Origin of the sequence: Lysinibacillus sphaericus, assembly GCF_000600105.1 — a bacterium.
Classification (GTDB): domain Bacteria; phylum Bacillota; class Bacilli; order Bacillales_A; family Planococcaceae; genus Lysinibacillus; species Lysinibacillus sphaericus.
In genome coordinates, this window is sequence record NZ_CP006837.1 from 3279719 (window position 1) to 3292207 (window position 12489).

Consider the following 12489-nt stretch of genomic DNA (forward strand, 5'->3'; position numbering starts at 1 on the left):
CCTATGAGTATGGAAGAATTATTCCATCCACTGCAAGAACCGATGATTTTAGGCGCAGCTATTAGTATCGTAGTTGGTGCAGTAGTTGTCGTAGCAGGCCTTACGTATTTTAAAAAATGGGGCTACTTCTATAAAAACTGGCTATCAACAGTCGATCATAAAAAAATCGGTATTATGTATATCGCCGTTGCACTTTTAATGCTATTCCGCGGTGGTATCGACGCACTTTTAATGCGTGCACAAACAGCAGTCCCTGATAACGGACTACTTGATGCACAACACTATAATGAGATTTTCACTACGCACGGTTTAATCATGATTTTATTCATGGCGATGCCATTTGTTATCGGTTTAATGAACATCGTTATTCCATTACAAATCGGTGCACGTGACGTTGCGTTCCCACGTCTAAACGCTGTCAGCTTCTGGGCATTCGCAGCAGGTTGTGGTTTACTGAACCTATCATTCATTATTGGTGGTTCACCAGATTCAGGTTGGACAGCTTATTTCCCATTAGCGGGTACAGAATTTAGTCCAACTGTTGGGAACAACTATTATTCTTTAGCACTACAATTATCAGGTATTGGTACGTTATTGACTGGTGTTAACTTCATCACGACTATCTTTAAAATGCGTGCTCCTGGTATGACTTTAATGAAAATGCCAATGTTTACTTGGTCAATTTTAATTACAAACGTTATTATCGTATTTGCATTCCCAGTATTAACTGTAGCACTTGCATTAATGATGTTAGACCGTCAATTCGGTACAAAATTCTTTGCGATGACAGATGGCGGTATGGACATGCTTTGGGCCAACCTATTCTGGGTTTGGGGACATCCTGAAGTTTACATCGTTATTCTTCCTGCCTTCGGTATTTTCTCTGAAGTCATTGCAACATTTGCTCGTAAAAACTTATACGGTTACAAATCAATGGTAATGAGTATGGTTGTTATTTCATTACTATCATTCTTAGTATGGGCCCACCACTTCTATACAATGGGTCACGGCGTTATGGTAAACAGTGTATTCTCTATTACAACAATGGCGATTGCTGTTCCAACCGGGGTTAAGATGTTCAACTGGTTGCTCACAATGAGGCACGGTAAGATTCAATTTACTACCCCAATGCTTTATGCACTTGGCTTTATCCCGATTTTCACAATCGGTGGGGTTACAGGTGTAATGCTCGCAATGGCAAGTGCCGACTATCAATATCATAATACGATGTTCTTAGTTGCCCACTTCCACTATGTATTAATTCCAGGTACAGTATTTGGTGTACTTGCAGGTTACCACTTCTGGTGGCCAAAAATGTTCGGTTTCCGTTTAAATGAGAAATTAGGGAAAGCTGGTTTCTGGTTTATCGCTATCAGCTTCAACGTAGCGTTCTTCCCTCTATTCATTTTAGGTTTAGATGGTTACGCTCGTCGTATGTACACTTACTCTGAATCTACTGGTTACGGTCCACTTAACTTGCTATCGTTCATCGGTGCACTTGGACTTGCAGTCGGCTTTGCGTTAATTTGCTATAACATTTACTACAGCTGGAAACATATGCCACGTAACGAAAAAGCAGATGTGTGGGATGGTCGTTCATTAGAATGGGCTACTCATTCTCCAGTTCCTGAATACAACTTTGCAGTAGTACCAACAATTACACGTTTAGATGAGTTCTGGTTTGCGAAAAAAGAAGGTCGCGATATTACTGCAGGTAAAATCGAGAAAATCCACATGCCTAACAACACAGGTACGCCTTTCTGGACAAGTGGTTTCTTATTCCTAGCAGCATTCTTCGCAGTATTTAGTCTTTGGATTCCAGCCATCATCAGCATGCTTGTTGTATTTGGCTTCATGGCTCATCGTTCATTTGAAGATGATCATGGTCGTTACATTTCAGTTGAAGAAATTATGGAAACTGAAAAAAGTTTGAGAGGTGATAAATAATATGAAAATCGATTCTTCACTTCCATTAGAATATAGTACAGAAGAAAACCGCTTAAAGATTTTTGGATTCTGGGTTTTCCTTGGCGCCGAAATCATGTTATTCGCTACACTCTTTGCTGTTTACTTTGTGCTTCACAATCGTACAGGCAGTGGCCCGAATGGTGCTGAGATTTTCGAGTTAACACCAGTATTACTAGAAACATTCCTACTTCTAGCAAGTAGTTTTACAATCGGTCTTGGCGTTCATGCTATGCGCCTTGGCAACAAAAAAGCAATGATGACATTCTTCATCATTACACTTATCTTAGGTCTTGGCTTCTTAGTTATTGAGATTGACGAGTTCGTCACTTATGTTCATGAAGGTGCAACAATTACAACAAGTGCATTTTTATCTTCATTAATGACTTTACTTGGTACGCACGGTGCCCACGTAACATTTGGTCTCTTCTGGGGCGTTGCAATTTTAATCCAAGTAGCAAAACGTGGCTTAAACCCACAAACGGCTAACAAAGCGTTTATCTTCTCACTGTACTGGCACTTCCTAGACGTAGTTTGGATTTTCATCTTCAGCTTCGTCTACTTGAAAGGACTGATTAGCTGATGAAGGAACTATTCCCAAAACAACATGTGATGGGCTTCGGCTTCTCACTATTATTAACAATTATCGCTTTAGCAGTTGTGAAATTTGATATGTCTTACAATATGGCATTTGCAATCCTAGTAGTGACTGCACTTGCGCAAGCAACTGTTCAATTAGTATTATTCATGCACATCGGTGAATCTGAGGATAAGAAAACGTTATATACAACAATTCTATATTCAGTATTCGTAGCTGTTGTGACAATCCTTGGTACATTATTTGCAATGATCTGGGGTTACTAATAAAAATGGCCGAGAAAATGATCCTCATTTTCTCGGCTTTTAAAGTACAACAAAAAAGCCAGTCTCGAAAATATCGAAACTGGCTTTAGTTTGTTTAAAAATAGTGAACTTGCTCTAGGCTGTTATACGTTCATTAAGTTCGTATTAGCGAACGATTAGCACATCACATGTAGCTAAACGGACAATACGCTCCGCTACTGAACCGATGACCATTTTTTCTAACTGATTTAAGCCTGTTGCACCACATACAATTAAGTCTACAGTAGGCAGTTGCGTAAGAATGCTTTTTGGTGAACCCGTTTCTACAACAGCCAATACCTCTGTTACGCCGGCTGTTTGAGCCTCTAATCTTAACTTTTCGATTTTAGTAAGATGTTCCGCTTTCAATTTCTCTGCATACTTTAAGTCATATGCAGTGATAGCACCAAACGACTTCGTATCAATCACATTCACTAGTTGTAATGTTGCGCCATATTCTTTTGCCAATTTTACCGCACGCTCACACGCTTTCAACGACTGTTCAGAAAAATCTATTGCTACAGCGATTCTTTTATAATTCGTAGCCATCATTAATCCCCCTCATCTTTTCTTACACATTCAGAGTTTTCTCAATCATTATATCATAAAGAAAATGGATCCCCCCTTCTATCTGTAGCATAACTAGTAAAATAAAGATATTGACCGTCTACTACTATATCTCGATTCAGCCAAGACTCGAAATAACCCATTCACAATATGCCCTTTCCAAATATGTTCCAATACGCTATTATGTATGTATTTAACTATACGAAGATAGACAAGGAGAGGCTAATGGAAGAAGTTAAAGTCGTCTATGCATTAATTAAAAATGTCGATTATCATATATTAATGGTTCATAATCATGAAGGGCATTGGTCGCTTCCTGGTGGAAAAGTGGAAACAGATGAAACGCTGATAGAAGCTACAATCCGTGAAGTCCATGAAGAAACAGGTTATCTAGTAGAAGTAGGTAAATTACTCGCGGTAAATGAATCAAAATTAACAAGCAGGAATCATCACGCTTTATTTTTCACTTTTGAAGCGCAAATTATAAGTGGGGTTGAAGAAATAGCATTGCCCAATGAAATAACCAACATCGAATGGGTACCTATTGAAATTGCTAACAGTAGAATGCCTTATTATAGAGAAGGAATTGACAAACTTTATGAAAATCACGCGCTCTACTACGACCAAGGTACAATCTAACAAGCTGGCATTTAACGATACATGACCACTATAAATTAAAAAACTATTTTAAGAAGATTTGTCACTAAGTTCATAGGCATAATAAAAGCCACTACTTTTTAAAAGTGTGACTAGCGTAAAACAATTGGTGTAAAGACTAGTGAAAATAAGGGAGAACTTTATCAGTCACTACCTTTTCGCCAACTTCTATCCATTTACTTTTATCATGTATATAGCCATCCTTATCAAGCGGTGTTTGGAATTGGCTCGCTCCCGTTGCATCTAGCAAAGAGCCCTCATCATAATCCAATCCGACATTCGTTACATGTTTAATAACGAATGGGTTTTGAAAGCGAATTTGTGCATCATAAAAATCTAGTTCACCTTGCGTTACAATAAAAGGCACTCGCAAATAGATGGTTTCTCCACCCTCACTCGATAAAATCGTATCAAAACTTCCTTTGTGATACTCCCAATTGCCTCCAATTGTAAAACCATGTCTTTCAATATGATCACGTAAGTAACCAAAGCTTATTTCTTTTCCGACGATATTAGATTCAATTTGTAACAATTAGATACCCTCCTTTGCTGTTGATTGCAGTCTATCCTAAAGACACGAAATACAAACAAGTTTATTCATAGTGTTTTTTATTTCTTTATTCTAAACTCGATTTATTTAAGCAAAGTTAAGTTCTCTGTTTGCATAAAACCATTTCCAGAAGTACAGATATGTTTTAAGCGCTTCTCTACGCTCCCTATTACCTTTTCTCTTCATATAAAGGGAAAGAATCATTCAACGTTTAGAAGAGCGTATACATGCTGTTAGAAAGCTTCAATGAATAGGTTTATTGTCAGTCATCTCAAAAGACACTGAAATAAAAAAACTGTAGACAAATCCCAAATTGCTTTGGGTTTGCCTACAGTCTTAAGCATCGTTGAAGATGCCTATCGTCAGTTTAATAAAAATTAAAGTTTAACGATGTTTGTAGCTTGAGGTCCACGTTGGCCTTCTTCTACAGAGAATTCCACTTTTTGACCTTCGTCAAGTGATTTGAAACCGTCACCTTGGATAGCTGAGAAGTGAGCGAATACATCGTTTCCGCCTTCTACTTCGATGAAACCAAAACCTTTTTCTGCGTTAAACCATTTTACTGTACCTTGTTGTGTCATTTAAATGACCTCCATTAATTGTATTTAATAATATCCGATTTCCTCAAAAGAAAAAAATTCACATATTACAAAAAGTACCGAACAAATAACACGATTACTCTTTGTAACATGTGAATTCATTGTTTCTTCGCAAACGATCTTATTAATTTCATTATATACTACAAAATTTCTTTTGTCTAGTGCTAGTATAAACAACTTTCAATTTCTTTATTCATCTTCTTTTAAATCTTTTCAAAAGAGGCTGGGACATAACTAAAAAAATTTAAGGTACAGAGGAAAGGTGTTCATACATTTTTGCTATATGAAGAACTTAGCTATTCTTGCTTTTGCAATAAATAAAACAATAGAAGGGTTCACTAGTTGTTGGTAGCGGAGGTGGTGACTCCTGCTCAGAACAGCACACAATGTAAGACGCGGGCATTCCGCGCGTTAGCGAGGGTTGCGGCTTACGGTGCTGAGCGGAAAGCACCGCTGTAGCGAACAAACAATGGCGCAGCAAAAAAGGTGTTAGATTGACTGCAATCAATCTAACACCTTTTCTCTTTTGTCCCAGCTTCTGTTCACTCTTTATTATTTCTCATTAAACCATAATTGGTCTTGATTATCTACATCACCATTATAATTAATACATATTTCTTCCCCAGCCTTAATGTCTTTGAAAGCAAAGAAATCAAATGTCTGGTTTCTAAAATTAATCTCATAAGTTGCATTTGGTTCATAAGAATGGTTAAACAACATCCCATAACCAAGAAGAATTGCAGATTGACCTATACCATATTCAAAAGCATAATCAGCAAGCAATGTTTGCTCGATGTATTGATGCTGTTCATTTGGATAAGAAATGACTGGTGCTTCATGCAACAGCTCTCCTTTTTGGATATCGCACGTAGCAAATACCCCTCTATTGAATTCTCCATCACTTAATGGAGATGTTTTAATTTCTATCATATTCGTTCTCCTACTCACTATTAAAATATACTTACAACTGTACCATTAATTTAGTCCATGAGCTCATTTTTTTAATCTTTTGGGCAATTTTTTTCAATTTAAACCATTTACGGTCTTTTAAAAGACAAAAAATTAGGTAATCTAATGCTTCTGGTAGCTATTTTCATTGGAAAAAAATCGTGCAGCACATCACCATTCAAATGCGCTACACGAAATATAGTTTGTCAAATCAATTTTTAGCATTGTTTTTTAATAGATGATGAAGTATAACCACTATGATTATTAAGCCAATAAAAGTACCTGTACGATCTGGTTCAATGAAGAAAAATGTTGGAAGGACATATAAATTGACTATAAAGATTAATGTCGCCATTATCAATAAAAATCGATATATCATTTATTTTCTACACCCTTACTGTCTCCAAGGTATTCCTACCAGCTCATAGATGTTCCCTGTTAAAGGATTTCTTGCCATATGATATCCTACTCCGTATTGTCCATTGCCTGATATCGCTTTAAATCCAGCTCCAGCAAACCATAGAAATCCAGCAATAGCTGAGGCATAAGGCACAAATCTTGCAAGTTGATGTGTTCTTCTAATTATTGCACCAATACCAGCAATAGCAGCTGTAGCTCCATGAGCTCCATCAATAATATCTGTTATTTTCTTTGTAATACATGAATCTAGATATAAAGAAGCTCTAGTTCCTGCCCAAGTTATTTCGCCACTAGTTTTCCCATGACAAGTTGCTCTTTTTACCCTAATCATATTGTTTGGTTGATTATCATACACAGCTTCTTCTGAATACTCTACTGTTTTTGTTCTAACTCCATTCTCGATTAAGTATTTACTTACAGCTATTTTTTCATCTCTTGTATTCTCATTCAAGACTAAACTTTCATATTCATAAAGAATTCCGTCATCTTCAATAATTGAAAATATAGTTTTTAATTCACTTGTTTCAATAAAGTTTAGATTATTTAAAACTTCTTCTATTTCTTGATTGATTAACTCCATACTATTCTCAAAACTACTATTAGCCTCTGCGTTTCCAACATAGCTAAACATTGGTAAGAATGTGGAAAGCAATAAATTTAATGATAACAAAATACATATTTTTTGTTTCATATAAAAAAATCCCTCCCATAAAATATTTGATATTATTATATATTCTATTTGCGGAATATTTCAATTTTTTTGTTAATTCAACTTTTTACTAAAAGAGCGTTTTCGTTCAATACAGAAATACTTCTTTTAAATCAATAAATTTTTATACAGACTTTCTTAATAGACCACGTTACAATTGAACCCAATAATCGTAACGACCCTTCACTAATCCTTTAGCAATAATATAATCGCCTGCGATTACTACATTGTTAAATGTTTCATAACTACCTGTTATATTTAAAGATAAATGCTCATATATTTTGGTCACTTTTTGCTCGTTTCCATTGATATGAATTGTATCATTTACTTTTAGCGGGAACTGAATCGTTATTTTATGGTCGTGCACTTCACTTGCTAAATGATAAGTTAGCTTATTATTTACAAGTGCATAGCTAAGAACTCCTGCTAGTTGTTTGCCTCCAGTAATTTCATCATCATTTACTAGTTGCATATAGCCTTGCCAGCGATTACTAGCAGTCGGTGAAAACTCGGCTAAATAGTAATCTGGGGCTGTTTGTGATAAGGAAATCTTTTTCGTTGCATCAAATAAAATGTTCGACGGTTCAGCTAAACTTAGTAGCTCTTTGTCCATGATTGGCGTTTTGGATAAAGCACTTGCAGGGAGGTATCCATATATTTTATTTGAAGACACGTAGGCACGACCATCTGCTGTTGTGAAATAGACTGCAACAGATGTGCCCGTCTTTAATGATTGACTTTGCCAGCCAGGACGAACGGATACATCAACATTTTCTTTTACATATTGAATAGTTCCTTCAGGTAAATTGGAAACATAGTCTTGCGGTACATATCCCCATACATAATCAATTGTTGAATCCGTTCTTGGATTGTATTCTACTTTTACATAATCTCCACTTAGCTCGACTACTTTAAAAACAGCTCCATATGGCGTATGCATAATAGTTTTTGCTGAACTACTCGGGGCTTCTTTAATAGAAACGCCTTTTGCTGAGCTTGAAAATATAGGTGTTCCAACCGTAAACTTTTCACCTGCTACTTGTTGTTGAATAGCTAACGGAACATCCTTGTAAATCACTAAATTGGTTGCTTGTACACGATAGCCGCCACTCATCTTGTATACTTTGCCAACAGTCGAATACTCATGGCCGTATACACGATAAAATTCTCCTTTCTTGACAACGAGTGAGGTGAACGTGCCATCAGCATTTTTTTTATATATTTTCACATCCTTTGAAAAGGTCAACTTACCTGTTTGCCCTTTTGTAATTTCCGCACCATCCCAAATAACCTGTGCTTTTATATTTGATTGAAAGCTTAAGCATATTATTAGCGTAAAGAATACTATCCATTTTTTCATAAACACCATTCGCTCCTTTTTATCTATTTGTCTATCTCCACTATTTTGTTCAAGCGTATAGTCGCAATATAATACTAGTAATTGTTACAGCAAAGGCTTCCTCAAAAGAGAAAGCCTAGCTAACAAATTTTAACCGTGAATGAATAGGGCGTACATCAGTTAATGGTAAGCCATTGCGCTTTTAATGCTGCGACAGGTAGTGGTCGGCTAAACAAATAACCTTGCGCATAGTCACAGCCAATTTCGGCTAAGAATTCGTATTCTTCCGCCCCTTCTACTCCTTCCGCTATTACTTTCAAATCGAGCTGCTTAGCTATCGCGATAATGGTTTTGACAAGCGCTTTGTTTTCATCATCTTGGTTCATCCCAATAACAAATGATTTATCAATTTTTAAGGAATCCAATGGATATTTATTTAAATAACTAAGCGAAGAATAGCCTGTACCGAAATCATCCATTGATAAACTGATTCCTAGTTTTTTCAATGCATATAATTTTTCAATCATTGACTCAGCGTACATCGCAATACTCTCCGTAATCTCCAACACAACATAGGATGCATCGAATGACGCATTCTCTATTGCTTGCTTAACATTTTCTACAAATGTTGATTCAAGCAGCTGCTTCACCGATACATTAATACTTATTTTTAAAGGCTTATTTGTTTCATTGTGCCAACGGGCTGTTTGTGCTATGGCTGTAGTCAATATCCATTTACCTATCGGAATAATCATCCCTGTTTCTTCCATAACGGAAATAAATTCATCTGGGGTAACTTGCCCAAGCACCTCATTATTCCATCTAATGAGTGATTCCATAGCAATAATTTCATTCGTTTTCACATCAATAATAGGCTGGTAATAAAGCTCAAACTCCTCATTATCTAATGCTGTTCGTAATTGCTTTTCAATCATCATCTTTCGATAGAAGTGTTGTTGCATTTCTGAAGTAAATAATTGATAGTTATTTTTCCCTCGTTCTTTTACGTAGTACATGGCTGTATCTGCATGCTTAATCAATGTATTCGCATCATACCCATCATTAGGGAACGTGCTAATACCAATACTCGGTGTAATGAAATACTCACTTCCATCAATCCAAAACGCTGTATTAAATTGACATAACAAATCTTTAGCAAATCTCTCACTTTCAGTAGCATCATAATCAGGCAGTAAAATGGTAAATTCATCTCCACCGAGTCGATAGATCGTTGCCTTGCTATGTTTTTCTTTTAGCAATATTTCAATACGCCTTGATACTTCAATCAATAAGAGATCACCCACATCATGTCCAAGTGAATCATTGATATATTTAAAACGATCGAGATCAAAGAACAATATGGCATTTTGACTTCCTTCAAGTTTTGCTTGTTCTAAAAGCGCTATTAAATCTTCATTGAACATCCTTCTATTTGGTAACCCTGTTAATGCATCATGATTAGCTTGAAACTTGATTTCATCTTCATAGCGCTTGCGTTCCGTAATATCAGTTGAAACTGCCAGTAATGTAGCACTATCATTTATATTAATCGGAACTTTAACCGTTTGTACCCATACCACTTCCCCCGAAGCGGATGTAATAGCTTCTTCTTTTATAAAATACTTTTCTGGCAATTTAAACGTATTATCTGGATTGTTGCATTCTTCTCCATCAGTGAAGTCAGCTAGTAAATCGCCGTCCGTTTTCCCAATCATATCTTGAAAGCTCATGCCCATTAACTGTGCATACGATTTGTTCATTAATGTATAACGACCACTTTCATCTTGCGCATAAATATAATTAGGATTTAAATCAATGACCCTGAACAAAAACTGCTTTTGCTCGTATAGCTTTTTATTCATATTATTAACAATTTCAAGATGCATTCTACTCGAAAGAATCAAGATAGAAATCGCAAAGACTAAAATAGCAATCGAGCTTGGGTACAATCTAGAAGTTGGAAACATATTTAAGTAACCAATAGCAAAGCCGATGGATGTGAAAATAGTAAAATAAAATAAAAAAGAACGTTCACTTTTATGTTGTACATCTAAACTAATCAACAAACAAATAATAATTGTGATGATAAATAGAAATACATTAAAATTAAAAATCCAGGATAGCTCTCCATCAACAGGAAAGTAAAAAACACTTGTATCCATTTGAATACGTTCTAACCCACGAATACTTTTAGAGCTCCATCCTATTATGTAAACAAATAACGCAAACGCATAAGAGATGAACACAGTGGTCCGATTAACAATAGACCCCCACTTTTTTTGATACTCCGATGGGAGCATTTCTTGAACAATCGTATACCCAACGTAAAAGATGGTTGGTGTTAACATGATTGACCCAAATCGAAATAGTTTAAAAAAGAACATAATGGTCTCTTGGCTAAACAATTGAACAGCATATAAAAATGAAACATCTATATGCCAAAAGGACGCCAAAAGAAGAAATAGAAAAATAATTTTAGATAGTTTATTTTTTTTGAATAACACTAAAATCGTAATTCCAACACAAATGGGAATACCAGATAACAAAAGTAAAAAAATAAAAAACATATAAAGAGCCTCCTAAGTATGTGTCAGTAATAAACAAGCATTATTCCCGCTACTACCATGAGTAGTGATACATACAGACTCTACCGCTTGATGCCTCGTTTCATAAACAATCGGTGTATCTTCAAATCCATGCCCTAATGTTTTAATCGTTGGCGGGATAAACCCATATTCCATTGACAACAAAGAAGATATGATTTGCATTGCTCCCATTGCACCAAACGTGTGACCAATCATTCCTTTAATCGAAGTAATGGGCACATTTGAACCAAATGTTTCTTCCAAAATAAAGCGTTCGATTTGATCATTCAATGCTATGCCTAGTGCCTGACTGTTTATATAACTCGGTAGTGTATCCCCAACCGTTTCTTGAAAAACGTCTAACATATGTCTACCAGTACTATCAGAATTTAATAGTTTCTGCCCTTCATTTCTCGAAATAACACGCTCAACCTTCCCATAAATGCTTTGCCCTCGTGCATTTGCAGATTGTCTACGTTCTAAAACCATAACGCCAGCTCCCTCGGATAAAACAAAGCCTTGATGCAGTGTTGAAAAGGGAACACCCGCTTTTTCAATGGAGCACTCCGTTGAAAGAGACCTCAATTTTTTAAAGCCATTAATAGTCCACTGGCCTAAAGGAGCCTCTGTTCCTCCTACAATGCAAGCATCAACACTTCCAGACTCTAATAATTGTTTCCCTATTAAAATGGCATCTAAACTAGCACTGCAACCAGTTGTGACGGTAAATGCAGAACCACACGATCCGATAGCTTCTGCAACAGAGCTCGAAAGCGTGTGGGTATCAACAAGCGCAACCCCATGAATCGGGAATTTTCTTAAATCAAAACCATCCGCAGCATATTTTTCGATTTCCAAAATCGCTCCAGCGGATGTACCCATAATGACAGCGATTCGATGCGGTTGAACATCTTTTAAATTTGCCATTTCCATTGCATCCAATGTCGCGGCAATTGCCATTCTTACAGAACGTGGATGTCGGCGATAATTTACGCCATTAATCTCCTGAAAGTTTTGGTCAATCACGCCCGCAACGATGTTTGCTTGAGGCTGATGAGCATTGTTTAAATTACTCTGTGTACAAATACCTTTTGTTAATACATTTAAAAAACTATGTTTATCTAGAATTCCAGGAGCTTTAATGCCATACCCTGTTATGACTATGTCGTCCAATACAATCACCTTCACGCGTTAACTTTATTTTATTATATACAACTAAATCAGACATAGCCATATTGGCAAGCCTTAAGTTCTAAATAGGTGATTGA

General features: G+C 36.3%; 13 protein-coding genes. 4 read left to right on the forward strand and 9 right to left on the reverse strand.

Annotation, left to right across the window (positions count from 1 at the left end):
- Positions 1–3 precede the first annotated feature (3 nt).
- From qoxB to qoxD, 3 genes are read left to right on the forward strand one after another with little or no spacing between them, the layout of a single operon-like run.
- Positions 4–1947: a cytochrome aa3 quinol oxidase subunit I gene (qoxB, locus tag T479_RS15845; protein WP_024363216.1), complete on the forward strand. Its 1944-nt coding sequence runs from the start codon at positions 4–6 to the stop codon at positions 1945–1947.
- Position 1948: 1 nt separating this feature from the next.
- Positions 1949–2548: a cytochrome aa3 quinol oxidase subunit III gene (gene qoxC, locus T479_RS15850; protein WP_024363217.1), complete on the forward strand. Its 600-nt coding sequence runs from the start codon at positions 1949–1951 to the stop codon at positions 2546–2548.
- Positions 2548–2829 carry a cytochrome aa3 quinol oxidase subunit IV gene (qoxD, locus tag T479_RS15855; RefSeq protein WP_024363218.1) on the forward strand — a complete coding sequence of 94 codons (282 nt, stop codon included), beginning with the start codon at positions 2548–2550 and terminating at the stop codon, positions 2827–2829. The genes qoxC and qoxD overlap by 1 nt, the downstream gene beginning before the upstream one ends.
- A gap of 144 nt (positions 2830–2973) precedes the next feature.
- Here qoxD and T479_RS15860 read toward each other — a convergent pair whose 3' ends face one another.
- On the reverse strand, positions 2974–3396 hold the full coding sequence (locus tag T479_RS15860; protein ID WP_025220191.1) for a universal stress protein: 423 nt from the start codon (positions 3394–3396) through the stop codon (positions 2974–2976).
- A gap of 243 nt (positions 3397–3639) precedes the next feature.
- On the opposite strand from T479_RS15860, the gene T479_RS15865 reads away from it, so the two are divergent.
- Entirely contained in the window at positions 3640–4053 is a 414-nt protein-coding gene (locus T479_RS15865; RefSeq protein WP_025220192.1) for an NUDIX hydrolase, read from the forward strand.
- A gap of 136 nt (positions 4054–4189) precedes the next feature.
- Here T479_RS15865 and T479_RS15870 read toward each other — a convergent pair whose 3' ends face one another.
- The 8 genes from T479_RS15870 to T479_RS15900 all read right to left on the reverse strand — a co-directional run bounded on the left by T479_RS15870 (position 4190) and on the right by T479_RS15900 (position 12394).
- Positions 4190–4603, reverse strand: coding sequence for a YugN family protein (locus T479_RS15870; RefSeq protein WP_025220193.1), 414 nt, complete (start codon positions 4601–4603; stop codon positions 4190–4192).
- 395 nt (positions 4604–4998) lie between these two features.
- Positions 4999–5202: a cold-shock protein gene (locus T479_RS15875; RefSeq protein WP_024363221.1), complete on the reverse strand. Its 204-nt coding sequence runs from the start codon at positions 5200–5202 to the stop codon at positions 4999–5001.
- A gap of 570 nt (positions 5203–5772) precedes the next feature.
- On the reverse strand, positions 5773–6150 hold the full coding sequence (locus T479_RS15880; protein ID WP_024363222.1) for an SET domain-containing protein: 378 nt from the start codon (positions 6148–6150) through the stop codon (positions 5773–5775).
- A gap of 229 nt (positions 6151–6379) precedes the next feature.
- Positions 6380–6547 carry a hypothetical protein gene (locus tag T479_RS23795; RefSeq protein WP_158497899.1) on the reverse strand — a complete coding sequence of 56 codons (168 nt, stop codon included), beginning with the start codon at positions 6545–6547 and terminating at the stop codon, positions 6380–6382.
- A gap of 15 nt (positions 6548–6562) precedes the next feature.
- Positions 6563–7279 carry a hypothetical protein gene (locus tag T479_RS15885; protein WP_025220194.1) on the reverse strand — a complete coding sequence of 239 codons (717 nt, stop codon included), beginning with the start codon at positions 7277–7279 and terminating at the stop codon, positions 6563–6565.
- Positions 7280–7448: 169 nt separating this feature from the next.
- The gene (locus tag T479_RS15890) at positions 7449–8657 is read right to left on the reverse strand and encodes an SH3 domain-containing protein (RefSeq protein ID WP_025220195.1); all 1209 of its coding nucleotides are present in this window, start codon (positions 8655–8657) and stop codon (positions 7449–7451) included.
- Positions 8658–8812: 155 nt separating this feature from the next.
- The gene (locus tag T479_RS15895; RefSeq protein ID WP_025220196.1) at positions 8813–11203 is read right to left on the reverse strand and encodes a sensor domain-containing protein; all 2391 of its coding nucleotides are present in this window, start codon (positions 11201–11203) and stop codon (positions 8813–8815) included.
- Positions 11204–11215: 12 nt separating this feature from the next.
- Positions 11216–12394, reverse strand: coding sequence for a beta-ketoacyl synthase N-terminal-like domain-containing protein (locus tag T479_RS15900; protein ID WP_025220197.1), 1179 nt, complete (start codon positions 12392–12394; stop codon positions 11216–11218).
- Positions 12395–12489 lie beyond the last annotated feature (95 nt).

Excerpts from the sequence above, each read along its gene's own strand:
- qoxB (WP_024363216.1), top strand. The coding sequence starts at position 4 with ATGAGTATGGAAGAATTATTCCATCCACTGCAAGAACCGATGATTTTA.
- qoxC (WP_024363217.1), top strand. The coding sequence starts at position 1,949 with ATGAAAATCGATTCTTCACTTCCATTAGAATATAGTACAGAAGAAAAC.
- qoxD (WP_024363218.1), top strand. The coding sequence starts at position 2,548 with ATGAAGGAACTATTCCCAAAACAACATGTGATGGGCTTCGGCTTCTCA.
- T479_RS15860 (WP_025220191.1), bottom strand. The coding sequence starts at position 3,396 with ATGGCTACGAATTATAAAAGAATCGCTGTAGCAATAGATTTTTCTGAA.
- T479_RS15865 (WP_025220192.1), top strand. The coding sequence starts at position 3,640 with ATGGAAGAAGTTAAAGTCGTCTATGCATTAATTAAAAATGTCGATTAT.
- T479_RS15875 (WP_024363221.1), bottom strand. The coding sequence starts at position 5,202 with ATGACACAACAAGGTACAGTAAAATGGTTTAACGCAGAAAAAGGTTTT.
- T479_RS15880 (WP_024363222.1), bottom strand. The coding sequence starts at position 6,150 with ATGATAGAAATTAAAACATCTCCATTAAGTGATGGAGAATTCAATAGA.
- T479_RS23795 (WP_158497899.1), bottom strand. The coding sequence starts at position 6,547 with ATGATATATCGATTTTTATTGATAATGGCGACATTAATCTTTATAGTC.
- T479_RS15885 (WP_025220194.1), bottom strand. The coding sequence starts at position 7,279 with ATGAAACAAAAAATATGTATTTTGTTATCATTAAATTTATTGCTTTCC.
- T479_RS15890 (WP_025220195.1), bottom strand. The coding sequence starts at position 8,657 with ATGAAAAAATGGATAGTATTCTTTACGCTAATAATATGCTTAAGCTTT.
- T479_RS15895 (WP_025220196.1), bottom strand. The coding sequence starts at position 11,203 with ATGTTTTTTATTTTTTTACTTTTGTTATCTGGTATTCCCATTTGTGTT.